The 24,453-nt window shown below is 71.9% G+C and carries 19 protein-coding genes and 1 pseudogene; 7 read left to right on the forward strand and 13 right to left on the reverse strand.

Annotation, left to right across the window (positions count from 1 at the left end; all coding sequences use genetic code 11):
• Window positions 1–127 precede the first annotated feature (127 nt).
• The 8 genes and pseudogenes from ACMATS_RS03020 to ACMATS_RS03055 form a co-directional block, all read right to left on the reverse strand.
• The gene (locus ACMATS_RS03020) at window positions 128–799 is read right to left on the reverse strand and encodes a GNAT family N-acetyltransferase (RefSeq protein WP_390781591.1); all 672 of its coding nucleotides are present in this window, start codon (window positions 797–799) and stop codon (window positions 128–130) included.
• Window positions 800–921: 122 nt separating this feature from the next.
• Window positions 922–1,395 (reverse strand): S26 family signal peptidase, encoded by a 474-nt coding sequence (locus tag ACMATS_RS03025; RefSeq protein WP_414166775.1) that lies wholly within the window; start codon window positions 1,393–1,395, stop codon window positions 922–924.
• Window positions 1,392–1,790, reverse strand: a pseudogene (locus ACMATS_RS03030) (ATP-binding cassette domain-containing protein); the annotation flags it as partial. The pseudogene ACMATS_RS03030 and the gene ACMATS_RS03025, both read right to left, overlap by 4 nt.
• 37 nt (window positions 1,791–1,827) lie before the next feature.
• A complete protein-coding gene (locus tag ACMATS_RS03035) occupies window positions 1,828–3,030 on the reverse strand; it encodes an RNA-guided endonuclease InsQ/TnpB family protein (protein WP_414166776.1) in 1,203 nt (400 codons plus the stop codon).
• A gap of 1,042 nt (window positions 3,031–4,072) precedes the next feature.
• Window positions 4,073–4,453 (reverse strand): rodlin, encoded by a 381-nt coding sequence (locus ACMATS_RS03040; RefSeq protein ID WP_390781597.1) that lies wholly within the window; start codon window positions 4,451–4,453, stop codon window positions 4,073–4,075.
• Between the two features lie 60 nt (window positions 4,454–4,513).
• A complete protein-coding gene (locus tag ACMATS_RS03045) occupies window positions 4,514–5,428 on the reverse strand; it encodes an ATP-grasp domain-containing protein (RefSeq protein ID WP_414166777.1) in 915 nt (304 codons plus the stop codon).
• A gap of 290 nt (window positions 5,429–5,718) precedes the next feature.
• Entirely contained in the window at window positions 5,719–6,675 is a 957-nt protein-coding gene (locus ACMATS_RS03050) for an SDR family oxidoreductase (RefSeq protein WP_414166778.1), read from the reverse strand.
• A gap of 41 nt (window positions 6,676–6,716) precedes the next feature.
• Complete coding sequence (locus ACMATS_RS03055) at window positions 6,717–7,187, reverse strand: VOC family protein (RefSeq protein ID WP_391152188.1); 471 nt, start codon at window positions 7,185–7,187, stop codon at window positions 6,717–6,719.
• Window positions 7,188–7,406: 219 nt separating this feature from the next.
• On the opposite strand from ACMATS_RS03055, the gene ACMATS_RS03060 reads away from it, so the two are divergent.
• The 6 genes from ACMATS_RS03060 to ACMATS_RS03085 all read left to right on the forward strand — a co-directional run bounded on the left by ACMATS_RS03060 (window position 7,407) and on the right by ACMATS_RS03085 (window position 16,193).
• Complete coding sequence (locus ACMATS_RS03060; protein WP_391152190.1) at window positions 7,407–8,516, forward strand: PP2C family protein-serine/threonine phosphatase; 1,110 nt, start codon at window positions 7,407–7,409, stop codon at window positions 8,514–8,516.
• Window positions 8,517–8,587: 71 nt separating this feature from the next.
• Window positions 8,588–9,037: a VOC family protein gene (locus ACMATS_RS03065; RefSeq protein ID WP_390781678.1), complete on the forward strand. Its 450-nt coding sequence runs from the start codon at window positions 8,588–8,590 to the stop codon at window positions 9,035–9,037.
• A gap of 47 nt (window positions 9,038–9,084) precedes the next feature.
• Window positions 9,085–9,852, forward strand: a complete 768-nt coding sequence (locus ACMATS_RS03070) for an alpha/beta fold hydrolase (protein WP_414166779.1) — start codon at window positions 9,085–9,087, stop codon at window positions 9,850–9,852.
• A 75-nt stretch (window positions 9,853–9,927) separates the two neighbouring features.
• Complete coding sequence (locus ACMATS_RS03075) at window positions 9,928–12,651, forward strand: SpoIIE family protein phosphatase (RefSeq protein ID WP_414166780.1); 2,724 nt, start codon at window positions 9,928–9,930, stop codon at window positions 12,649–12,651.
• A 378-nt stretch (window positions 12,652–13,029) separates the two neighbouring features.
• Window positions 13,030–14,763 carry an ABC transporter permease gene (locus tag ACMATS_RS03080; RefSeq protein WP_390781604.1) on the forward strand — a complete coding sequence of 578 codons (1,734 nt, stop codon included), beginning with the start codon at window positions 13,030–13,032 and terminating at the stop codon, window positions 14,761–14,763.
• A 62-nt stretch (window positions 14,764–14,825) separates the two neighbouring features.
• Complete coding sequence (locus tag ACMATS_RS03085; protein ID WP_414166781.1) at window positions 14,826–16,193, forward strand: nitrate/sulfonate/bicarbonate ABC transporter ATP-binding protein; 1,368 nt, start codon at window positions 14,826–14,828, stop codon at window positions 16,191–16,193.
• Window positions 16,194–16,209: 16 nt separating this feature from the next.
• Here the strand turns inward: ACMATS_RS03085 and ACMATS_RS03090 are convergent, their stop codons facing one another.
• The 3 genes from ACMATS_RS03090 to ACMATS_RS03100 form a co-directional block, all read right to left on the reverse strand.
• Window positions 16,210–17,721 carry a hypothetical protein gene (locus tag ACMATS_RS03090; RefSeq protein ID WP_414166782.1) on the reverse strand — a complete coding sequence of 504 codons (1,512 nt, stop codon included), beginning with the start codon at window positions 17,719–17,721 and terminating at the stop codon, window positions 16,210–16,212.
• 76 nt (window positions 17,722–17,797) lie between these two features.
• Window positions 17,798–18,571, reverse strand: coding sequence for a lytic polysaccharide monooxygenase (locus ACMATS_RS03095; protein WP_414166783.1), 774 nt, complete (start codon window positions 18,569–18,571; stop codon window positions 17,798–17,800).
• A gap of 40 nt (window positions 18,572–18,611) precedes the next feature.
• A complete protein-coding gene (locus tag ACMATS_RS03100; protein ID WP_414166784.1) occupies window positions 18,612–20,021 on the reverse strand; it encodes a fibronectin type III domain-containing protein in 1,410 nt (469 codons plus the stop codon).
• A 296-nt stretch (window positions 20,022–20,317) separates the two neighbouring features.
• Between ACMATS_RS03100 and ACMATS_RS03105 the strand changes: the two genes are divergently transcribed.
• Window positions 20,318–21,277, forward strand: a complete 960-nt coding sequence (locus ACMATS_RS03105; protein WP_414166785.1) for a hypothetical protein — start codon at window positions 20,318–20,320, stop codon at window positions 21,275–21,277.
• Between the two features lie 6 nt (window positions 21,278–21,283).
• Here the strand turns inward: ACMATS_RS03105 and ACMATS_RS03110 are convergent, their stop codons facing one another.
• Window positions 21,284–22,489 carry a hypothetical protein gene (locus ACMATS_RS03110; protein ID WP_414166786.1) on the reverse strand — a complete coding sequence of 402 codons (1,206 nt, stop codon included), beginning with the start codon at window positions 22,487–22,489 and terminating at the stop codon, window positions 21,284–21,286.
• 383 nt (window positions 22,490–22,872) lie between these two features.
• Entirely contained in the window at window positions 22,873–24,336 is a 1,464-nt protein-coding gene (locus tag ACMATS_RS03115; RefSeq protein WP_414166787.1) for a Cys-Gln thioester bond-forming surface protein, read from the reverse strand.
• Window positions 24,337–24,453: the final 117 nt, after the last annotated feature.

Genomic DNA, 24,453 nt, shown 5'->3' on the forward strand with positions numbered 1-24,453 from the left:
CACAAATACGTGCCTGTTACCGCGTGATACACCCCGTCAGTTCAGTGAATCCACATATCCCGTGACACACCTGGACCTGGCCTCACAAGCGACCGGTACACATAGGTAGATTTCGGGCGTTCTCCTGTTACGCGGCTGGAACGAGGGGACGCAACTGCCGCCCCACGCGCTTCTCCAGCCCGTCCCGCACCGCGGGCCACTCCTCGTCGAGGACCGAGTAGAAGGCCGTGCCCCGGACCATGCCGTCCAGGCCGCGGGTGTGGGCCCGGTGGACCCCGTCGAGGACCGCGCCCAGACGCTCGATCGCCGCGCGCGAGCGCAGGTTGCGGGCGTCGGCGCGCAGCGAGACGCGGCGGACGCCCCAGGTCTCGAAGGCGTGGCGCAGCATGAGCAGTTTGGTCTCGGTGTTGATCCCCGTGCCCTGGGCGCCCGCCGCGAGCCAGGTGCCGCCGATCTCCGCCGCGTCGGGCACCGCGGTGAGCGGATCTCCCAGCGGTCCGCGCGGGGCCGGCGGCCATTGCACCGGGCCCTGCCAGTAGTCCAGCTCGCAGAACCGTGTCGAGCCCACCACCGCGCCGTCCGTGGTCCGCACCGTGGCGAAGGGCAGCGCACGGCCGGCCGCCCGGGCCTCCAGGGCGTCGTGGACGTACCGTTTCATCGCCTCGACGCCGCTGGGCACGGGGGTGAAGAGGAAACTGCTGCGGTCCTCGCCGGCCGCGGCGGCCAGGGCCTCGATGTGCTGCTCGCCGAGCGGCTCCAGCCGCACGGAGCGGCCGTGGAGGAAAACGGGTATGGGCACTCTGTCGTGGATCTTTCAACGAAAGTGACGTGGGCGGCCCAGTATGAGGGCATGACGGCGGTGAATGGAAGACCGGATTCCGAACGACGGGCCACCGCCGGATGAACGGAGGGCAACGGTGCTCAGGAGGCCGGTGACCTCCACCGCAGCACCCGGCCCAGCACGCGGTCGGCCGGGAAGTACCCCAGGTGCCGCGAGTCGTGGCTGACGGCCCGGTTGTCGCCGAGCAGCACCAGCCTGCCGGGCGGCACGCGCTCCGCGCCGCCGGTGCCGCGGAAGCGGATCCGGTCGCCGGGCACCGCGGCCACCCGCTTGATCAGCCACACCCGCCCCTGCACGGCCGTCGCTCCGTCCGACGCGCGCACGGGCGGCCCCGGCCAGGTGCCGCCGGCCGCGGGGCGTTCGGCCACCACCACCTCGCCCACCGACGGCCGCCGGCCGCGCCGCACGAGCACTCTGTCGCCGTCGCGGAAGGCCGGCGCCATGCTCTCCCCGCGCACGGTGACCACCACCACGCTGCGCGCCGCCACCGCCAGGCCGGCCGCGGCCAGTGCCCCGCAGACCGGCAGGAACCGTCGTGCGGGCGCCGCCGTCACCGGAGGTCTCCCGTGAACGCGGGGTCGCCCGGGGGTCCAGCGGCCCGGTAGCCGGTGGCCTGCAGAGTGAAGAGCCGCGCGTACCGTCCGTCCGCCTCGACGAGCCGGTCGTGCGTGCCCTGTTCGACGATGCGGCCGTCCTCCAGCACGGCGATCACGTCGGCGTCGCGCACCGCTCCGAGCCGGTGCGAGATCAGCAGGCTGGTCCGGCGGCCGCGGTGCCGCCGCAGGGCGGTGTGGACCTCGTGCTCCGCCTCGGCGTCCAGGCCGGCCGAGGGCTCGTCGAGGATCATCAGGTCGCGCTGGTCCCGCAGGAACGCCCGGGCCAGCGCGAGCCGTTGGCGCTGACCGCCGGAGAGGACGACGCCGGTCTCCGGGTTGTCCTTGTCGGACTCCTTGGCTTCCTCCCCCCTCGTGAGCGAGGGGGGATTCCTATAGCTCGCGCTGTAGGGCTTCCTGCTTCGTCGCCGACTGCCCCGTCCGGGAGGGCTCCCGTTGAGGTCTTACACCGGCTCCACAGGCCGACACCGCCAGCCCGGCGGCCTTGAGGTTACGTGCCGCGTTCACGTCCCGGTCATGGGTCGTACCGCAACTGCCGCACGTCCACGTACGGACGTTGACCGGCATCCGTACTTGCAGGGCGCCGCACACGGAACACAGCTTGGAGGAGGGGAACCAGCGGTCGACCGCGATCACTTCGCGGCCGTACCACCGGGCCTTGTACTCCAGCATGCTCCGGAACTCCCGCCAGGACGCATCCGATATCGCCCGGGCCAGGCTGCCGTTTTTCAGCATGTTCCGGACGGACAGGTCCTCGATCACGAGCGTTTGGTTCTCACGCACGAGCCGAGTAGTGACCTTCTGCAGGACATCACGCCTGCGGTCGGCGATCCGGGCATGGATACGAGCCACCTTGCGCCTGGCCTTGGCCCGGTTGGCACCGTTCCCTTTGGCTTTGCGAGCAAGCGCCCGCTGGGCCTTCGCCAGCCGGGCCCGGTCACGCCGCTCGTGCCGGGGGTTGGCGATCTTCTCCCCCGTGGACAGGGTGAGCAGGTGCTCCAGCCCGGCGTCGATACCGACCACCATGTCCGTCTGCGGTAGCGGCCGCACTGCGGGGTCCTCGCACAGCAGGGAGACGAACCAGCGCCCGGCCGCATCCTGCGAGACCGTCACCGTCGAAGGCTCCGCCCCCTCGGGCAAGGGCCGGGACCACACGACCGCCAAGGGCTCCGCCATCTTCGCCAGAGTGAGCCGGCCGTCCCGGAACCGGAACGCACTCGTGGTGTACTCCGCCGACCTCCGCGACTTCTTCCGCGACTTGAAACGCGGATACCCAGCCCGCCTGGCGAAAAAACCGGTGAAGGCCGCCTGCAGGTGGCGCAGCGCCTGCTGGAGCGGGACGGAGGAGACCTCGCTGAGGTAGGCCAGCTCCTCCGTCTTCTTCCACTCAGTCAGCATCGCCGACGTGGCGTTGTAATTCACCCGCTCGGCCCGCAGCACCCACGCCTCGGTCCGCGCGGCCAGCGCCATGTTGTAGACCTTCCGCACACACCCGAACGTACGCGACAGCTCCGCCGCCTGCGCATCAGTCGGATAGAAGCGGTACTTGAACGCCCGCTTCACATGAGTGGTCACAACTCACAAGCTAGCAGGATGACTTGTGACTCCGTGCAGATTTGCTGAAAGTGAACGCCCTTCCTGACTGCGAAACGGTCTTGCGGATTCTGGCCCGTGCCACCACAAGCAGCCCAAGCGCCTGCTGGACCCACCACTTCCTTTCGTCCACCGCCCTTCAACGACCCAAGGAAGCCGTCGATCGTGACGGCTGCCCAGGCGATGCCGATGGCCCTGTCGACGGCCAAGCCGGGGCCGCCGCCGACGTTCCACGCCAGGCGAGCCAGCCAGTCGAGGAGCCGGAGGTTCGAAATTCCCCAGTCCGGCGAAGCCCTCCACGACCGTGAACAGCCGGTCGTCGGAAGCAGTCCAACGCTGCGGTCGAGTTCCGTCCCGCGCCCAGCCTGATCAGCCGGGCTGACGAGGCTCCGGTGCTCAGCCGTCCAGCATCAGCTTGGTCAGCCAGGCGCTGACCACGGCGAGCATGTCGGCGGCCAGACCGAGAATGTCAAGTGGATCGGGTGCCTGCCCAGCTTCGTCCGTGAGCCGGGCCGTCTTGGTGCCGCCGTGGGTCGTGACACGGCCCGCAGCTGGACAAGAGGAAATGCCACGACTGCGTCGCGGACGGGGATTCGCGGGTCAGCGCGGCACCATCGGCCGACCGGACGCCGAGCAACCACTCCACTCCTGTGCCGAGCACGTCAGCGGCGTCGCCTTGCCCCTCCGGGTCACGAACCGCCCACTGGCCAGCCCTGGTTCAGGCCAGTGCCGCGGCGTGGTGCACACCGCGGACGCATGCCGAGACGGCAACGCGCCCGTGCGTGGCCGCCCGTTGCACGCATGTGTCGTAATCGTATGGGTCCTCGTCACGCACCCGGCGGCCGCATGTCCGGACTCCGGACGGGCCTTGCCGTACGCCGACGGCTGTGCGCCTGCCGCTGCAGCGGGCGGCCGGTCCCGGCGGCTGCAGCGGGGTGACTTCGCGTTCTGCCCGCCGGCCCGGGCGACCGGAACGCCGGCCCCCGCAGCCCGCGGAGGCCGGTTCCGGCCGGTGCCGACGGACTCAGCCGTTGCCGGAGCCGTTTCCGGACACCACCGGGATCCGATCCAGCAGGTGCGACAGTTGGTCGTCGCCGTCCTGGATGATGGAGTTCTCGGTGCACTGCGACTGATGCTGCGCGGAGAGGACAGGAACGTCCTGGATCCCGATGTTGAGGATCAACAGGAGCGAATCGGCATTGAGGCGGCCGATGGCGACGCACGGATCGTTGAGCGCGCCCTGCAGGATGCTCAGTGTGGGACTGTCCTTGCCCCCGGCCTGCGTGCTGCCGAATTCGCTCTTCGCGTCGTGTCCCTGGGTGCCACCCGATGCCACGGCGGGTGCGGCCATGACACCGGCCGCCGATGCCGTCAGGGCGGCCGTCGCGAGTACCTTCCTGAGCACGTTCTTGCCTTTCGCCTGCGAGGGATGCCCTCCGAGAGGAGGTCACCTGGGTAACCGTTCTCAGGCGGGGAAGTTCCGAACGCTCACTCGTTCGCCGCAGGCGCCCGTCTCCCCCGCCGCGGCCAGGGCGCGCAGCAGGGGCTCCGGGGCGGTCCCGGCCGGCCAGTCGCCGACCTGCCCGTCCCCGACCTCGACGACCCGCCACGCACCGTCCTCGCGCAGCGCGAGGTCCGTCGTGACGAACCGGCAGTCCAGGGCGGCGACCAGGGGTGCCACGCCCGCGAGTTCCGGCCCGGGCAGCCGGTCCGGGGTGTCGGGGTGGGCCGTGGTGACGACGGGGACGCCGTCCACCCACCACACCCGCGCCTCGCCGGTGTCCGCGAACCGCTCGAAGGCGCGCAGCACCACGCCGCCCGCCAGGAACTCCTCCTGCAGCTCGACGAACCGCGCGACGACCGCGGCGAGCCGGCCGGTGTCGGCGAGGTCGGGGACGTAACAGGCCTCGTCCCACTCGTGCTTCCGCGACTTCACAAAGTCCTTGACGATGCCGGGACCGGGACCGAGCACCGCGGCGCACTCCGCCAGCTCCGCCGCGGCAGGCACCCGGCCGGGGGCCGTCGCGCACCACGCACTGCGCGGCGTGGCCTCGGCGAACGTGCCGTACCAGCCGGGCAGTTCGTGGGCCCGGCGGTACTGCTCGGCGGACGTGAGCAGCGTGACCCCACGGTCTGCGAGCGCCGCGTCGAGCGCGTCCCACCGGTCAACGGGAATCATCCAGCCCCGGTACCACGCCGCACCGGCGTCGCGCGGCACCCCCGCGAGCGCACCGCGCACGTCCCCGGTGAGGAGCGCGTCGTGGTCGAGGAGCGCCACCTGCAGCCCCAGCCCGCGGGCGGCCTGCGCCTCGTCGGCGAAGTGCGGGTCGACGCGCCGGGGCGCGAGCGGGTCACGGCAGAAGATGATCAGGGGCGGCATGCGGTCACTCTAGGCCGTGTCCGGCGGATCTTCGCTCGTGGGTGCGGTGCGCCCCGTAAGGGGCGCGGGGAACTGCGCGACCAGCCAGCGACGGCCTGCAGCCGACGCACTACCTCTGGGGTCCGGGGCGAAGCCCCTGGGGGCACCTCCTGGGGGGGCACCCCCAGCGGTAGCTGGGGGAGGTAGCTGGGGGAACCTCGACTGCGGGTGCATCGTGGCTGGTCGCGCAGTTCCCCGCGCCCCTTACGGGGCGCTGCGGGGCCGCGCGACGAAGATCCGCCGGACAGGCCCTAGCCGGACAGCCGCGCGAGCAACGCCCGCTCCTCCTCCGGGGAGAACCCGCGCTGCAAGGGCGGCTCGCCGCGCTCGCGGTCCCAGGCCAGGACGTCGGCAGCCGTCCTCTCCAGCGGGGTGGCCGGCATCCCCGCCGCCCGGGCGCGTGCCGGGCTGCGCTGCTGCGACGGCCAATGCGGGCGCACGAGCGGGAACATGGGCGGTACGCCGTCGGCCGGGACCTGCACGATCTCCACCTCGGTGCCCGCCACCTGCGCGCAGGTCCCGATCAGCCCGCCGAGCGTGACCGGCTCGGCCGGGCCCACCGCGTGGAACGCTCCCGGACGGTCGTCGGCGAGCAACTGCACCACCAGGCGGGCCACGTCGCGCGAGTCGACGACCTGCACCGGCTGCTCCGGGTCGGCGGGCAACGCCACCCGTCCCCCGCGCGCGGCCCGTCGCACCCAGTACGTGAACGTGTCCGTCGGGTCGTACGGACCGGCCACCTTGCCCGGCCGCACGATCGTCGCCCGCGCACCGTAGCGGGCCAGGACGGCGTCCTCGCAGGCCACCTTGAGCCGGCCGTAGGTCTGGTTGTCGAGGACCTCGGCGTCCTGCAGGGGTTCGCGCCGCGGGGTGTCCTCGGTCGAGCCGGGGGCGAGCCCTGCGCTCTCGTACACCGCGTGACTGGAGATGAACAGGTACCGGCCGACGCGGTCGCCGAGCGCGTCCATCGCCTGCCGGACGTCGCGCGGACGGAAGCCGCTGACGTCCACGACGGCGTCCCAACTGCCCTCGCGCAGGGCTTCGTAGTCGCCGGTGTCCCGGTCTCCGATGAACCGGGGCAGCCCGGGGAACAGGCCGGCCCCGGTCCTGCCCCGGTGGAACAGGCTCACGTCGGCGCCGGTGCGCAGGGCGTCCTCCACGATGGCGCGGCCCACGAACGAGGTACCGCCAAGCACGAGTATTTTCATGGCCGTTGACCCTACCCGGCGTGCTCGCGACCGCCTCCGGCTCACTGTCCGCAGGCGTCCTCGAGCCCCTGGATGTCGATCTTCTTCATCCCGAGCATGGCCTTCATGGCCCGCTCCGCCGTGGCGGGGTCGGGGTCGCCGAGCAGTTCCATGAGCCTGCGCGGGACGATCTGCCACGACAGGCCGAACCTGTCCTTCAGCCAGCCGCACGGGCCCTCTTCACCACCCGCGGAGAGCTTCGCCCACAGCTCGTCGACCTCTTCCTGCGTCGTGCAGTCGACCGACAGCGAGACGGCCTCGTTGAACGTGAACTGGGGGCCGCCGTTGAGGGCGATGAAGCGCTGTCCGGCGAGCTCGAAGACGATCGTCATGACCGCGCCCGCCCGGCCCGGGCCTGCCTCTCCGTAGCGCCGCACGTCCACGATGCGGGAGTCGCCGAAGCAGGACATGTAGTGCTCCACCGCCTCCTCGGCCTGGTCGTCGAACCACAGGAACGTCGTGATCTTCTGCATGGCGTCTCCTCCTGCTGCTGCGTCATGGCCCAGTAGAGGGGATATCCGGCCCGACGGCCACCGTGCCGGACGGTCTGTGACATGCCGCTGACGGCGTAATGGCCGGTACGGGCCGCCCGGCCGCGGCACGCTGTGGGCCCTGAGCTGCGACTCCGCTGGGGGCATTAGGTGAACCGGCAACACCGGGGCGGCGCCGGCACGGCCGGGGAGCACCGCACGGTGAGACTGAGCGACTCCGTCCTCGAGGAGCCCGCCACGCCGGGCTGGATGCGCTGGATGCCCGCCGCCTACGTCGCGTTCGTCCTGCTGCTCGAACCGCTCACCCCCGTGGAATGGCCGGTGAGCTTCCTGCTCATCGCCCTGCCCGTGGTGGCGGCCTACTCCTACGGGCCCGTCGCCGTCGCCGCCATCACCGTCTTCGCCGCCGCGCTGGAGGGCGTGCTGGCCGGCACCGTGTGCTGCGCGGGCCGCCCGGCCCACTTCGCGTTCGAGCGCCACTACGTCGGCGCGTACGTCTCCACCGCCCTGGTCGGCGTCCTCGGCACCGCCCTGGCCGCCCACCGGCGGCACCAGCAGGCCCGGTTGGTCCACTCCCACTCGGTCGCCGAGGCCCTGATGCGCACCCTGCTGCGGCCCGTGCCCCAGCGCGTGGGGCATGTGCTGGCGGCCGGTCTCTACCGCCCCGCGGAGGCCGTGGTCGGCGGCGACCTCTTCGACATCCGCGCCACCGAGGCCGGCGAGCGCGCCGTCATCGGCGACGTGCGCGGCAAGGGCCTGCAGGCCGTGCGGACCGTCGCCGACCTGCTCGGCTGCTTCCGCCAGGCCGCCCACGAACCCGGCGGCCTGCTCGCGGTCGCCACCAGCATGCAGCGGTGCATCGCCCGCGAGGCCGCCGAGATCCCCGACGACGAACTCTTCGTCACCGCGGCCCTGATCGAGTACGACCACCTCGCGCGCCGGGTGACGATCGTCAACTGCGGGCACATCGAGCCGGTTCTGATCTCCGGCGGCGAGGTCCGCGTCCTGAGCGGGCCGCCCTCCCTCCCGCTGGGACTGGCGGCGCTGTCGTCCGAGCGTCCCGTCGCCTACACCCACTCCGTCGCCCACGGCGACGTCCTGCTGCTGTGCACCGACGGGCTGATCGAGGCCCGCGATCCGGACGGGGCCTTCTATCCGCTGCTGGACCGGCTCGACGCCCGCTTCGCCGGGCGGCCGGCGCCCGGGCCCGTCGAGGTCGTCGACTTCCTCGACACCGACCTGCCGCGGCACACGCGCGTCTTCCAGGACGACGTGGCCATCCTGGTCATCGCTCCGGACGCATTGTCATAGCCGTACGCGATGATCCTCCCGTGGAGGGGACCGCGTTCCGGACGGGCCCCGTGGAGACACCGGAGGACCCGATGGCCGTGCACTGGAAGCTCGTCGTCGACTGCGCCGACCCCCTGCGGCTGACCGCCTTCTGGGCCGAGGCCCTCGGCTACGAGGTGGAGGACAACAGCGTGCTCATCGAGCGGCTGCTCGGCATGGGCGCGATCGGCGACGAGCTCCTCACCGTCGTCGACGGCCGCAAGGCCTGGACCCACGCCGCCGCGGTGCGCCACCCCGAGGACCCGGTCGACGCATCGACCGGCATCGGCCTCGGCCGCCGCATCCTCTTCCAGACCGTTCCCGAGCCCAGGCCGGGCAAGAACCGTCTCCACATGGACCTGCACGTGGGCCCGGAGCAGCGCGAGGCCGAGGTGAAGCGCCTGGAACGGCTCGGTGCCCGGGTGCTGCAGGTCGTCGACGAGCCGGCCGGCAGTCACGTGACCATGGCCGACCCGGAGGGCAACGAGTTCTGCGTCCAGTAGCCTCACCGGCACTTGATCCTGACCACCGGCACAGGGGGAATCAGTACATGCACCACGCCACCGTGACACCCGGAGGCGACCGGATCCGCTGGGTCGAACTGCCCGGGCAGGAACCGTCCCGCGTCTACCTCCACGGGCTCGGCTCGACCTCGCCCGCCTACTTCACCGAGATCGCCGTCCACCCGCTCCTGGCCGGCCGCCGCTCGCTGCTGGTCGACCTGCTCGGGCACGGCATCAGCGACCGGCCCACCGACTTCGACTACACCCTGGAGTCGCATGCCGACGCCCTCGCCGAAGCGCTGGACGCCGCAGCGGTGGCCGGCGCCGAGCTGATCGCGCACAGCATGGGCGGCTCGGTGGCCGTCGTCCTGGCCGCGCGGCACCCACGTCTGGTCTCGCGGCTGGTGCTGGTCGACGCCAACCTCGACCCGCTGCCCCGCACGCCGGGCGCCGGCGGCAGCAGCGGCATCGCGGCGTACTCCGAGCAGGAGTTCGTGGAGCGGGGCTGGCGCGAGGTCCGCGACCGGGTCGGCCCGCACTGGTGGTCCACGATGCGGCTGGCCGGCCGCGAGGCGCTGTACCGCAGTGCCGCCCACCTCGTCAGGGGCACCGTTCCCACGATGCGCGAACTGCTGCTGGACCTGGAGATACCCCGTACCTTCCTGTTCCCCGAGGCCGACGGGCCGCTGCCCGGTGCCGATGCGCTCACTGCCGCCGGGGTGGAGGTGGTGTCCGTCCCGGACTGCGGGCACAACATCATGCTCGACAACCCGGAGGCCTTCGCCCGCGCGACCGCGGCAGCGCTCACCGGTTGACGGGCGCCGCGGCGGTCGGGGGAATCGGCGTGGTGCGCGGTGTTCGCACCAGGTGCGCGCGGTACACAGGTGGCCATGTCCCGATTCCCCCGCCGCTCCCGGCGCGATCTGCCGGACCCGGGTTCCCGGAGAGCGGCGAAGCGGCGTCCGGATCCGATGGCCTGGCTGCGCAGCGTCGCCGGACAGATGTTCGTGCTGCAGTTCCTGATCGCCCTGCTGCTGGTCGCGGTCGTGGCGACCACACTGCTGTTCAAGGAGCGGGCGGACAAGATCGAGGCGGCGCGCGAGCATTCCCTCGCCGCGGCCGAGGCCTTCGCCCACGGCCCCGGCCTGGTGGACACCCTGCGCGGCTCCGATCCGACAGCGGTGCTCCAGCCCTTGACCGAGGCCGTCCGCGCGCAGGCCGCCGTCGACTTCGTCACCGTGATGGACCGCGACGGCATCCGCTACACGAGTCCGAAGACGGACCTGATCGGGAAGAAGTTCCACGGCGACATCGGTCCGCCGCAGAACGGCCGTGCCATCACCGAGGTCGACACCTCTCCGTTCGGCGACGAGGTGCAGGCGATCGTCCCGGTGACGGATGCGGGCGGCACCGTCGTCGGCATGGTGGCGTCGGGGGTGACGGTCCGGCACGTGAGCAGCGCCGTCCTGCAGGACGTGCCGATCATGCTGGGTGCCGGAGCGGTGGCGCTGGGCCTGTCGACGGCGGGAACGGCCTGGGTGAGCAGGCGGTTGCGGCGGCAGACCCACGGCCTCGGCCCGGCCGAGATGACGCGGATGTACGAGCACCACGACGCCGTGCTCCACTCCGTCCGCGAGGGCGTGATCATCGTCGACGGCGACGGCCGGGTCCTGATGGCCAACGACGAAGCCCGCCGGCTGCTCGACCTGCCGCGGACAGTGGAAGGCCTTCCGGTCGGCGGCCTCGGTCTTCCGCCCCGGCTCGCCGACCTCCTGCGCTTCCGTCGGGCGACGAGCGACGAGGTGGTACCGGTCGGAGGCCGGCAGCTGGTGGTCAACAGCCGGCGGACGGACCGTGCGGGCGGCCCTCCCGGCGGCGTGGCCACGCTCCGGGACTCGACGGAGCTGCACCTGCTCTCCGAGAAGGTCGAGCTCGGCCGACAGCGGCTGCGTCTGCTGTACGAGGCGAGCACCGGCATCGGCACCACGCTGGACGTCCGCCGCACCGCCCAGGAACTGGCCGACGTGGCCCGCCGGTTCGCCGACTGCGTCACTGTCGACCTCGCCGAGCCCGTCCTGAGCGGTGAGGAGCCGCAGCCGGGCGGCGAGGGCGAGGCGCCGGAACTGCTGCGCGTGGCGGCCAGTTGCCAGGAGGACGGCCGGCCTCTGGACCGCGTGGACGAACTCCACGCCTGCCCCGCCACCACGCCGACGGCCGAGAGCTTCGCCACTGGGCGCTCCGTCCTGGTCAAGGACGTACGGACCAGCCCCCACGCCCTTTCGTCCGACGAGTCCGTGACCCGGCGCGCCCTCGGTCACGGCCTCCATTCGGTCATCACCGTGCCGCTCTCCGCGCGCGGCGTCCTGATGGGTGTGGCCGCCTTCTGGCGCACCGGGGACAGCGCCCCCCTCGACGAGGACGACCTGTCCCTGGCCGAGGAGTTGTCGGCGCGCGCCGCGGTCTGCATCGACAACGCACGCCGCTTCACCCGCGAGCACGCCATGGCCGTCGCCCTGCAACGCAGCCTGCTGCCGCGGGGCTTGCCCGATCAGCGCGCGCTCGAGGTCGCCCACCGCTACCTTCCTGCTCCCGGCGGGGTGAGCGGGGACTGGTTCGACGTCATCCCCCTGCCCGGGGCGCGCGTCGCGCTGGTCGTCGGCGATGTCGTCGGGCACGGCCTGCACGCCGCGGCCACCATGGGCCGGCTGCGCACGGCCGTGCAGAACTTCGCCACCCTCGACCTGCCGCCGGACGAACTCCTCGGCCATCTCGACGAACTGGCCGCCCGCATCGACCAGGAGACCGCGGCCGCCGACCGGCAGCCGAAGGTCGCCGGCGCCACCTGCCTGTACGCCGTCTACGACTCCACCACCGGCACCTGCGCCGTCGCCACGGCCGGCCACCCGGCTCCCGCCCTCGTCCTGCCCGACGGCACCACGGACTTCCCCGGCCTGACGACCGGCCCGCCCCTGGGTGTGGACGGCATCCCCTTCGAGGCCGCCGAGTTGTCCGTGCCCGAGGGCAGCAGCCTGGTCCTCTTCACCGACGGCCTCCTCAGGCACCCCGCCCACGACGTCGACGCCCGGCTCGCCCTCCTGCACACCACGCTGGCCCGCCCCGGCCGCGCGCCCGAGGACACCTGCACCGCCGTGCTCGACGCCCTGGTGCCCGACCGGCAGGACGACGACATCGCGCTCCTCGTCGCCCGCACCCGTACCCTCCCTGCCGACCGCATCGCCCAGTGGGAGGTGCCGCCGGACCTCGCCGCCGTCGCCGACTCCCGCAACCGGGCCCTGCGGAAACTGCGCGAATGGTCCCTGGACGAGCTGGAGTTCACCACCGAGCTCGTCCTCAGCGAACTGGTCACCAACGCCATCCGCTACGCGAGCGCTCCCATCCTCGTCCGCCTGATCCACGGCAACCGCCTCACCTGCGAGGTCCACGACGCCAGCAGCACCTCGCCGCACCTGCGGTACGCGGCCATGGAGGACGAGGGCGGCCGTGGCCTCTTCCTCGTCGCCCAGCTCACCGCGCACTGGGGGACGCGCTACACCCCCACCGGCAAGATCATCTGGGCCGAGCAGGAGGTCCCCGGGAACCCGGCGGGTTCCTAGGGCGTGTCCGATGGGTCAGTGCGGGCCCCGCGGCGTCCGGTGCTGGGGGCACCTCCCAGCGGTAGCTGGGGGAGCATCGCAAGGCGGAGCATTACCCGCGTACTGGGCGTACTCGGGTGATGCGACAACGCGGCGAGGTGCCGTGCCTGGGGGCACCTCCTGGGGGCACCCCCAGCGGTAGCTGGGGGAGGTAGCTGGGGGAGCGCCGCGGGGCCCGTGCTGACCCATCGGACACGCCCTAGGCCAACCGGCCGGGCGCGCCGGTCTCGCCGGGGGGCGGCCGACGTGTCGCCCGTGCAGGTGTGACACCAATGGTGCAGGGCATGCTTTCCTGGCCGGACGAACGGACGAGCCGCGAACACATGGAGGCGGCCGGCAGTGGAGACGGGCGGATTTCCCTCCCAGGGAGTGTGGCGGAGGCCGGGCCTGCGCTGGGTCGACCTGGTGGTCGTGGTGGCGCTGGTGGCGCTGCTGTACGGGCTGCTGCGGCTGGCTCCGTCGCTCAACGCGCCGTTCCTGCCGGGCACCGCGCCCAAGGCCGTGTCGACCGATCCGTCGAACCTTCCGTTCTACGCGGCGCGGTCGTTGCTGCGGATGTTCCTCGCTCTCCTGGCATCGGTGCTGTTCACCTTCGTGTACGCCACGGCGGCGGCCCGCCTGCGCAGGGCCGAGAAGGTACTGCTGCCGGTGCTGGACATCCTGCAGTCCGTTCCCGTCCTCGGTTTCCTGTCGGTGACGGTCACCGCGTTCATCAGCCTGTTCCGGGGCTCGGAGCTGGGGCTCGAGTGCGCCTCCATCTTCGCGATCTTCACGGCGATGGCGTGGAACATGACGTTCGCCTTCTACGCCTCGCTGGTCTCCCAGCCGCGGGAACTCGACGAGGCGGCCCGGGTGATGCGGCTGACGAAGTGGCAGCGGTTCTGGCAGCTGGACGTGCCCAGCGGCGTGATCCCCCTGGTGTGGAACGGGATGATGAGTTTCGGCGGGGCCTGGTTCTTCCTGGCCGCGTCGGAGTCCATCTCCGTGCTCAACCACCAGTACGCACTGCCCGGCATGGGCTCCTACGCCGCTGCCGCGATCGCCCAGGGGGACCTGGGCAAGGTGGGTTACGCCATCGCCGTGATGGTCGTGCTGGTGATCGCCGTCAACGCCTTCTTCTGGCGGCCGGTCACCGCCTGGGCGGAGCGGTTCCGGGTGGAGGAGGCGGGGGCCGCCGAGCACCCGCGCAGCTTCGTGCTGGACTTCCTGCGGCGCTCGGAGGTACCGCGGATGATGGGGCGTCCGCTGAAGCCGCTCTGGCCCGCGCTCGACCGGCTGATGCGGCCGTTCGGACTGGCCGAGCACGCCATCGGCGGATCGCCGGTGCGGGAGCGGACCGGCGATGTGTTCTTCGCCGGGGTGGTCAGCGCGGTCGTGGTCTACGGGGCCTGGAAGGCCTTCGGCTATGTGAACTCCACCGTCGGACTGGGCGCGTTCGGCCACGCACTGGCGCTGGGCGCGGCCACCTTCGGGCGCGTGATCGTCCTTCTCGTGGTCGCGACCGTGGTGTGGGTACCGATCGGTGTGTGGATCGGGATGAACCCCCGGGTGACCCGGTTCGCGCAGCCGGTGGTCCAGGTGCTGGCGAGCTTCCCGGCGAACTTCCTCTTCCCCTTCGCCACCGCCGCCTTCGTCGCGCTCGGCATCTCGCTGAACTTCGGGGCGGTGCTGCTGATGGCGCTGGGGGCCCAGTGGTACATCCTCTTCAACGTCATCGCGGGCGCCTCGGCGATCCCCTCCGATCTGCGGGAGGCGATGACCACGTTCCGGGTGAGCGGATGGCTGCGCTGGCGGGACTTCATCCTGCCCGCCGTCTTCCCCTCCTACGTCACCGGAGGCATCACGGCGGCGGGCGGCGCGTGGAACGCCTCGATCGTCGCCGAGGTCGTCGACTACGGGCAGCACCATCTCACCGCCACCGGACTGGGCGCCTACATCACCGAAGCCACCGCCACCGGGAACTTCCCGAGGATCCTGGTGGGCATCTTCTCCATGAGCCTGTACGTCGTCGCCGCGAACCGGCTGTTCTGGCGCCGCCTGTACCGGCTGGCCGAGACCCGCTACGCCCTCTGACCCCGTCCCCTTCCCTCCGTCTCCCCTCCGTCCGTCCCCGTCCGCTTCCCGAGGCAGGATCCGTGTCCAGCAGCGAAGCCCCCACCTCCAGTCCGCGTCCGCCCGGGGCGGTGATCGTCCGGGCCGATTCGGTGACCAAGACGTTCACCACCCCGGACGGCAGTGCCCTGCCGGTGCTGGACGGCATCAGCTTCGACCTGGCCGAGGGGGAGATCGTCGCCCTGCTGGGCAAGTCGGGGTCCGGCAAGTCCACACTGCTGCGCTGCGTCGCCGGCCTGATCAACCCGTCGGCCGGCTCGGTCTCGTACCGCGGCACACCCCTCACCGGCGCCAACCCCGGGGTGTCGATGGTCTTCCAGTCCTTCGCGCTGCTGCCCTGGCTCACCGTGCAGCAGAACGTCGAACTCGGCCTCGCCGCCCTGGGCGTCGGCGAGGAGGAGCGCCGCCGACGGGCTCTGAAGGCGATCGACCTGATCGGCCTGGACGGCTTCGAGTCGGCCTACCCCAAGGAGCTGTCCGGCGGCATGCGCCAGCGGGTCGGCTTCGCGCGGGGCATCGTCGTCGAGCCCGACGCCCTGCTGATGGACGAGCCGTTCTCCGCCCTGGACGTGCTCACCGCCGAGAACCTGCGCACCGAACTCGTCGGCCTGTGGGAGGGGCACGAGGCACCGGTGAAGTCGATCCTGATCGTCACGCACAACATCGAGGAGGCCGTACTCCTGGCGGACCGGATCCTGGTGCTGTCCTCCAACCCCGGCCGGATCCAGGCCGAACTCACCGTCGGCCTGCCGCGCCCCCGCGACCGGCAGCACCCCCGCTTCGAAGCCCTCGTCGACACGGTCTACGCCGTCCTCACCGGCCGTGAGACGGCAGCCGCCCAGGCCGTCGACACGACGGCGGGCGCACCGGCCCGTCCGGCACCCGCGCCGACCCCCATCAGTGCTCCGCTGCCGGACGTCAGCGTCGGCGGACTGGCCGGCCTGCTGGAGATCCTGATCGCCCGCGGGGGCGAGGACGGGCTGGCGGAGATCGCCGACGAGCTCAACTTCGAGGTCGACGACCTCCTCCCCCTCGTCGACGCCGCCGTCATGCTCGGCCTCGCCCGGGTCGAGGGTCCGCGGATCACCATCACCGACGCCGGCCGCGAGTTCTCCGCGGCCGACATCCTCACCAGCAAGAAACTCTTCGCCCGCCATGCCGCAACGCGGGCTCCTCTGATCCGCGCCATCGTCCAGGCCCTGGCCGCGACCGAGGGCCACACCCTGCGCGAAGGCTTCTTCCTGGACCTGCTCCGGCGCGGCTTCTCCGCCGAGGAGGCCCGCAACCAGCTGGGGACCGCCATCGACTGGGGCCGCTACGCCGAGCTGTACGACTACGACCACGACGACGGCGAGCTGACCCTGGAACCCGGCGCCCAGGCCGCGTTGTGACGGTCCACGGCCGGGCTCAGCCGAGCCTGCCGCGCACGCGGGCATTGATCTCGGCGGCGAGGGCGAGGACGCGGCGGCGCAACTCGTCCTTGTCGGCGATGCCGAGGGCGTACTGGTAGGCGTAGGTCGCCGTCGCCGACTTGTCGGCCACGGGCATGCCGTCGAAGCGGTCCTTGTTCTTGCGCATGCGCAACAGCACGTAGTCGTCGTGGCCGAGTTCGGACAGCTGCTCCAGCAGGGCGAGGTCCTCGTCGCGGAGGGTGGCGCCGGTGGCGGCGACCGCTCGTTGCGCGGCGTCGACCAGCCGCATCAAATACTTGGCGCTCTGGTAGAAGGCCTCTCCCGACTCCGGGTGGTGCAGGAGGTCCTTGAGGAAGTCGCCCAACTGCTCGTTGAAGGACTGAAGATACTGCGCCGCCGTGACGCTGATGCCGGAACCGGCCTGGCCGCCGACCACGTGGCGGACGGCTCCCTCCGAGTGGTAGGCCTCCATCGCGTGGCACAGGGAGTAGCTCGTCTGCTGCTTGGCGAGCACGGCGAGCGCGTCGGTCGGGGTGAGCGCGTGGGCGGCCTGGGTGGCGCGCACCTGCCGGGCCGTGCGGACGTAGAGCTTGTTGCGGGCCCTGACGACCGCGTCGGGTTGGTGGTGTTCATGGAAGTCGATCAGCTGCCTGCCGGTGAGGCCGCGCGGCGCTCCGCCGGTCTCCTCGGCGAGTTGGGCCGCGAGGTCGGTGACGGCCCGGGCGTGCACGCTGTCGGCCATCCGGTAGCGGGTGACGACCGCGGCACGCTGCGCGGGGTCGGTGCGCCGGACGAGGTCGGTGGCGTAGGCGTCCCATTCCTCCTGGCTCATGTACGTGCGCTGCTTGGTGAGGGCGGCCACGTCCTGGTCGAACTCCGCTTCTGTGCGCCCCGGTTCGGAGTTCGGCTGGGCGATGGGGGTGTCCGTCCCCTCCGGGTCGATACGGGGCTTTCCGCTGGGCTGCCAGGTGCCCGTGGCCGCGTCGTGTGTCCAGGGGCGGGGGCGGTGGGAGTCACCCCACCAGGGCGCGTCCGGGCCGCGCGTATCGATCGGCGGGAGGGCGAAGTTGCTGCGCTCCGGCATGAAGTCCTTGACGTAGAGGTTGGTGTCGAAGACGGTCGCGGACTCCTTCCCCCACTCCCGGCGGAAGGTGTCGTTGAACCACTCGACCGCGTCCACGTCGCCCGGGCCGCTGACCGTGATGTCGTAGTCGGAGGTGAGGGTCACGCTGCCGACCGACCGGATGCGCAGGCCCGGGAACCTGAAGCGCAGTTCGAGGAGTTTGGCGTCGACGTACCACTTGCGGAAGCGGACGAGGCTCCACATGGCCTCCTTGCCCGCCGGGCTGCCGGAGTAGCGGCGCTTGGCCTCCGTCCAGTCGTCGCCGGCCTCCGCCAGGCGGTGGCGCGCGGCCACGGTGGGGTCGCTGGTGGTGGCGGGCACCGGACGGGCGCCGGAGGGCCGCCGGTGCGTGTGGGTCGTGCTGGTGGGCGCGGTGTCGAACACGCAGGGCTCCTGTCTCCGGCAGGAGCCCTGCTGTGCTGTCCGGCCGGTGGTGGGTCGGTGGGTGGCGAGGGGCTGTTCAGAGGGTGACGTCCAGCGTCGCGTAGAAGGACTCGTCGCTGTTGTTCGAGCCGAAGATCTCCTCTTCGAGCCGGTGGTTGGGCGAGGCGTCGTGCGCGGCGGGCAGTTGGCGCTGCCAGATGGCGTAGATGACGTGCCGGCCCGTCTTGCCCTCGGGCAGGCGGGTGGCGTGCCGGTAGGTGGCGCTCATGCCGTCGGTGCCGCCGGAGGTGGTGCGGCCTGCGTGCGTGTAGCCGACGAGGAAGGGGGTGGGTTCGAGGTCGGACCACTTGAGCGGCTTGGTGGTGTCCACGCCGTCCTTGGTGATGTAGTAGGAGATGTGCCCGGTGTGGGAGGCGGTGGCCTGCCACACGAACTCGAAGTCGCCGCCGTTCTTGCGGATGGCGGACAGGTCGATGGCCTTCCAGTCGCCGCGCGCCAGGTCCATGCCTTCGAAGCCCTTGACGTTGGCGCCGACCAGTTTCCCGTCCGGGATCATGCTGCGGTGCTTGCCCGCGACGTTGCCCTGGGCGAGCTGCTGCCATGTGCCGTACGCGGTGAGGTCGTTGCTGGCCCGGGCGGCGGCGCGGCAGGCGGGATCGTTGATGGAGTCGGGGTTCCAGATGCTGCCGCCCGCACCGCTGACGCAGTACCAGTTGCGGGACATCGGGCCCTGGTTGGAGCCGTGGGCGGAGGCTTCCGGGGCGCCGGGGCCGAGGACGAGGACGGGAACGGTGCACAGGGCGGCGAGGAGGGCCGCGGTGCGGCAGGGGGTGAGGTGGCGGATGCGCATGGGGCGGGCTCGTGTTCCTTCACATGGGGGCGGGCAGGGGTCAGGACGGGTTCTTCTTGGCGGTCACGGACTTCTCGGCCGAGAACTCGCCCCAGCTGCCGTTCCCGAGTTGGGCCCGCACCTTCACCTTGTGGGTCGCGCCGGGCTCCCCGCCGAGCGTGATCTCCGCGAGCGCCTTGCCGCCCTTCGCGGGGCCCGGCGGCACTCCGGTGGCGGTGGCCGGGTCGTAGTAGCTCACCGTCGTGCTGAACTTGCCGTCCAGGTAGACCTCGTAGCGCAGGATGTCGCCCTGGCCCTTGGGGACGTCCCAGGTCAGCCCGAGGTAGTGCACGACGGCCGGGCCGTCGTTCACCGCCCAGGTCTTCGCCTCCAGGTTGGTGGGGGCACTGCCGCCGGGGGCCGGCTCGTCGGACGGATCGGTGGTGACCGTGGCCTCGTTGCTGGCGGGCGAGACGTTGCCCTTGGCGTCGAAGGCCTTGACGGTGAAGGCGTAGGCCGTCGACGCCTTCAGGCCCGCGATGTCCGCGTCCAGCGTGTCGGGACCGGTGGTGCGGACCGGTTCCGCAACACCCTTCTGGTACACCCGGTATCCGGCCACGGGGGACGATGTGCCCGTGGACTTCTTCCACGTCAGCCGGGCGGTGGTGGCGCCGGTGGCCTTGGCCTCCAACGAGGTGGGGGCGGTGGGGGGCCAGTGGTCCCCGCCGGTGTCCGCCGGGGTGGTCACGGTGATGCGGTTGCTCGGCGTGGAGACGTTGCCGGCCGCATCGACGGCCTTGACCGAGAGGTCGTAGCGCTGCTCGGGCCGTATGCCGGTGTTCTGCGCGGTCAGCAGCGCCTCGGTGACGTCGCCGCTGGTGGCGAATATCTTCTTGCCCTTGTCGAACACCTCGTAGAAGACGACCTTCCGGTTGTCCGTGGAGGGGCTCCACTTCAGCGAGATGGTGCCATTCGTCTCCGCCTTGCCGGTGAGGTTGCCGGGCGCGGTCGGCGCCTCGGTGTCGGGCCCGTCGTCCTTGCCGCCGCAGGAGAACGGCTCGCCGTCGAGCTTGCAGCCGGTGATCTCGGGGACGGCCTTGCCGTCGCCCTGGATGCCGAGGTCGATGCGCTGGTGCGCCCCGGCGGCGACGGCGCCGTGCTCGGTCGGCTTGAGGACGACGTGACGGTCCTGCTGCTCGGCGGAGGTGGTCCAGGAGGAGTTGACCTGGACCGTGCCCGCCGACACCTCGAACTCGAGTGTCCAGTCCTTCTCGGCGGACGAGGTGCCGTTCTTCAGGACGAAGGCGGCGTTGGACCACCAGGTGGTCGTCCGGCCCATGTCGAGTTCGGCCTGGAGGCTGTCCTCCCCCGCGCTCGCGAGTGAGGCCAGCGGCAGCAGGGCGCCTGCCGCCGCGACGGCCGCGGCGCAGATCAGGACCTTCCGCTTGGTCCGGCGTTTGTGGAGGGGCATGGGCAGGCAGTCCTTCTTCGTGGAACGCGGGGACGCGGGGACGGTTTCCCGGAGCGGTGCCGGTGCGGCACGGGAGAGTTCACGGGCAAGCTATCCGCCGCGTTGGTCCGTATCTGTCCGTAGAAAGTCGTCGACATGTCACCGATGGCTGACAGTTGACGCCCCGTTTGATCAACCATCTGCGGTCCGCCGTCGCCTTTGTGCACGCGTGATCCGCGAACTCCTTGCCTACGGTCGGAGACCGCGCGCTCCTCCTGGGGGCGCTCCCTGCCCTTCCCTCCACCGACCGAGGATCCATGAGCCTGCTGCTCTCCGCCGTCCCGTATGCCGTGGCCTTCGCAGCCGCCGTGCTGCTGGCGTGCGTGTACGTACCGCGCATGAAGGGCTTCTTCACCGGTGTGCTGCGCGGAACCGGAGGGCCCGGCATGCGAGTCGGGGCGGGCTGTGCGGCGCTGGTACTCGCCCTGTGCTGGATCTGGACGGCCCGGCTCCCTTACCCCGATGAGACGGCTCCGCTCGTCCCGGCCGTCGCCGCCGTCCAGTCGGCGGCGTCGGTGTACGGGCTGGGCACCGTGCTGCTGTCGTGCCTACGGCCCCGGGGTGCCGCGGCTGCGCGCGGGGCTCTGGCCGCCCTGCCCGTCGCGGTGGTCTGTGCGGTTGGTCTGGCGGTGAGCGAGGCGGGGTCGTCATGGGCGCTGTGGCACACCGGTTACGGCGCGGCCTCGGTGGTGAGGGTGTCTGCGCTCGCTGCGGCCGGGGTGTCGGGGGCCGTGCTGTGGCGCCGTGCTCGTGAGGGACGGCGTCGGGCACTCACCGCCGCCGTGCTGCTGTCCGTCGTCGCGGCCGCCTGCGCGTCGGGGTACCTCGCCGCAGCGCCCGAGACGCCACGGGAGTTGCGGTCGGCTCCGGTGACCCGTGCGCTGGACTACGACCCGGCCGCCGGATCGCTGTGCGGCCTGCACGGCAAGGGCGTTCTCAGCGTCACCTTCGACCGTGCCGACTCCGGCGGCTCCGCGGTCCGCGCGGTGGCCACCGACCGTTCCGGGACGGTACGGGACCTGCAGGCCGTGGGGCTGACCTTCACTCACATCACGGACGGCCGCACGGTGACGACCGAACTGCGGGCGACGGAAGGCGGTATCTGGGCGACGGAGGACGTGGCCCTGGGCCGGCCCGGGCAGTGGCGGGTGACGGGCGCGGTGGGGATGTCCTGGGTGCGGATCCCGGCGGGGCCGGCCACGGTGGCCGTGTTCTGAGGCGCTTCATCCGGCGCCGGTGGCGGCGTCCGTTCGCGCGCGCAGGTCCGGTGAGCAGACGTCGAGGGCGTACTCGGCACCGACCGTCCCCAGTGCCTCGTGGAGGAGCAGGACGTCGTCGGCGGCGGCGCCGCGCTGCAGCCGCGCGAAGGATTCCAGCAGCTGCGGCGACGTCACGTCCACGTACAGGGGTGCAACCGGCCTGCCGAGGCGGTGCGGCCCCTTCCGCCAGGCGCGGCCCGGCAGGGTGCGGGCGAAGAAGCGGTGCGGGAGGCCGAGTTCACGGAGACCGTCCGCGAACGGGGACGGGAGGATACGGGCGGGGAAGTACCACGCAGCCCGGCCGAGGGTGATCCGGCCCAGGGTGGCGCGCGCCAGGTGGTGGACGCCCCGCGGATGGCGGTCGGCACCGGTGAGCGCGTGGGTCCACAAGGGGCGGCCGAGGGAGCCGTGGACGGTGAAGGCGCGGACCAGGAAGCGCAGCACCGACGGCAGGAGTGCCACAGGGCGGGCGCCCGGGTGCAGCGGGATCACCTCGGCGTCCAGCCTGACGGAACGCAGCACCGGCACGCCTCGGCGCCGGTCGAGTACCACTGTCAGATCGGTGAGCGGGATCCGGCGGTCGGGGGTGTGGTGGGTGGAGTCCGCAGGGTGGTCGATGACGTGATCGACCGTGGAAGCGGACGAGATGCCCACCGCGGCATGGACCCGGCCGTCTTCGGGGCGCGCAGGCCCCGTGCCGTGTCCGGCAGCGAGGCCGTTCAAGACCAACTGCGGCTCGCCGGGAACTGCCGACAAGGCCTGGACGGAGCACCGTATGGATTCCGGTGCGCGCACATGGGCCGGCCAGTCCGCCATCGGGTCAGCTGCATCAGTCGGGCCCACCGACCCGGTGCGCAGGAACTCCCATGCCCGGACGCGGAGTTCGTCCAGCCGGCGGACGGATGGGAGCGCGCTGTCCCGGAGAGGGAGGTGCGGGGCGAGCGGGCCCTGAAGGTGCGCCCGGAGCTCATGGGCTCCGAGGTGCCCGGGGCCGGTGGCCGTCTCCGTCGGTGACCAAGCGGCCTGTTGGACGCATCGGTAGAGGGTGAGGAAGTCGGCGCCCCCGGGGAAACGGTCGTCCAGGATGGCGGCCAGGGCCAGCTTGAACGGCAGGTCGGGATCGAGCAGTCCGGCGAACCGGCGCACGGCGTCGAGGTCGTCCAGCAGCAACCGGGGGCCTCATTCGGGGTCGGGGACGGGGCGGCTCATCCCCCGGCGCTCGACTGTAGGCGGCGAGGCGCGCGGGCCGTGTCGGCGGATGGTGACGAGTGACGTCCTCGAAAGTTGACATGCTGCGAGGGCGTGTCCGGCGGGGCGTGCGCGCCTCGCGGGGAACGGCGGATGGCCCCGGCACCTCTGCCGGGGCCATCCGTTCTCGCTGTGCGGTCAGGTCAGGTCAGTGCGCGTCTTCCGCGTCGCACTCGCCGAGACCCTTCTCGGCGGCCGGCCTTCACCACCCGTCCACGAGCAGCTCTTCCAACTGCATCTCTTCGGTGGTCACCGAACGCCACCTCCCTCCGGGTCGGTCGTCGCGTACGCGGCGGGGCCCCGGGTCACTTGCCCGCGCGGGCCTTTCGACGGTTGCTCAGGACGACCGCACCGGCCCCGACGGCCAGCAGGGCCGCGGCCCCGATGCCCGCCGCGACAGTGGTCGCACTGGCTCCGGTGTTCGCGAGGTCGCCGCCGGCGGACTTGCCGGAGCCGCCGCCCGCGGTGCCTGCGGAGGGTGAGGCGTCGGGGCTCGAAGTGGCGGGCGTGGCCGGGGCGGAGGGCTTGCCGCCGGTGCCGCCCGTGGCGCCCTGGGCGACGGTGCGGCAGTCCAGGACGCCCTGGAAGCGGCGCTCCTCGCCGCCCGGCAGCGTCACCTTGATGTCGTAGGTCTGCTTGTCGGCGACCGGGACCGGGACGGTCACGGAGCCGCCCGCCTTGACGGTGTGCTGCTTGCCGGCGACCGAGAAGGTGTACTCCGTGCCGCCCTTGTTGGTGGCCGTGATGTCCACGGTGCCCTTGTCGCAGTTCTGTCGTGCCTCGACGGAGGGGACGGCGGCCCTGGCATCGGCCGACCAGCTCGCGGAGGCCGCGGCGGTGACGGTGCTGCTGGTGGAACCGGCCAGGATCATGGTCTGGCTGGACTTGTTCTGCCCGACGCCGGTGAACACCCGTCCCACGGGGACCGTTGCGGTGGCCTCGGCGCGGAGCCTGGCGGTTCCGGCGGCGGTTCCCTTGGGCACGTCGACGTACAGGCGCGTGCCGTTGGAGGCAGTGGTGACCGGCTTGCCGTCGCCGTCGACCAGTTTGACGTCCTTCTCCTGGGAGTTCAGCCCCACCCGGACGCCGGAGGCGGAGGTGGTGACGGTGAGCGGCCCCAGCTTCTCGCCGCTCTTGCCGGAGACGGCCGGCTTGTCGAAGGCGAGGGAGGCGCGGGGCTCCTGCAGGGGCTCGGCCGCCTTCTCCAGGTATGTGGCGAGCTTGTCGGCCGCCGGGTCCTTGGCTCGGGTCTCGATGTGGTCGGAGAACCGCCAGATCGCGGCCTGGGTGCCGGCGGCGGCCTGCTCCTTGGTGAGCGGCCCGGTGCCCGCCGCCTTGCCGAGGGCGGCGAGGTCCTTCACCTGCGGGTAGGAGTTCTGCAGGATCCAGTTGATCTTTCCGGCGTCGCGGTTGCTGTGGAGCGAGCTCTGCTTCCAGGGCGTCTCCTGGTAACGGGCGCTGGGCTGCGTCGGGTTGAAGACGTCGATGCAGTACGTCTGCAGCGTGCCCGTCCCCGCGACGTCCAGGTTGAACAGGCCGGCCTGCACCTGCTCCGGGCGCCCGTTGCGCTTGAGCTCCACCGTGCCCGCTGCCGCGAGGCCCTTGAGGGTCGCGGTGGCTCCGGCGCCCTCGCCGGACGGGCCGTCGTTGCCGTCCGCCGCCCCCGGTGCCGCGGCGGCGAGCACTCCCGCCGCCGCGATCACCGTCGCGACGAGGCTCCGGCGCATGACGGCACCCGCACCAGCCTCCCGGCTGTGTGCACGGAACATGGATTGTCCTTCCGGGCGAGACGGGTGGGGACACGCCTCGCGTTGGTCTCGATCCGACATCAGGTTCCCCGAACCGGAACGCAAGCTAGCCCGGATCGACGGGAGTTAAAGGATCCG

The organism is Streptoverticillium reticulum, assembly GCF_047456005.1.
Classification (GTDB): domain Bacteria; phylum Actinomycetota; class Actinomycetes; order Streptomycetales; family Streptomycetaceae; genus Streptomyces; species Streptomyces reticulum.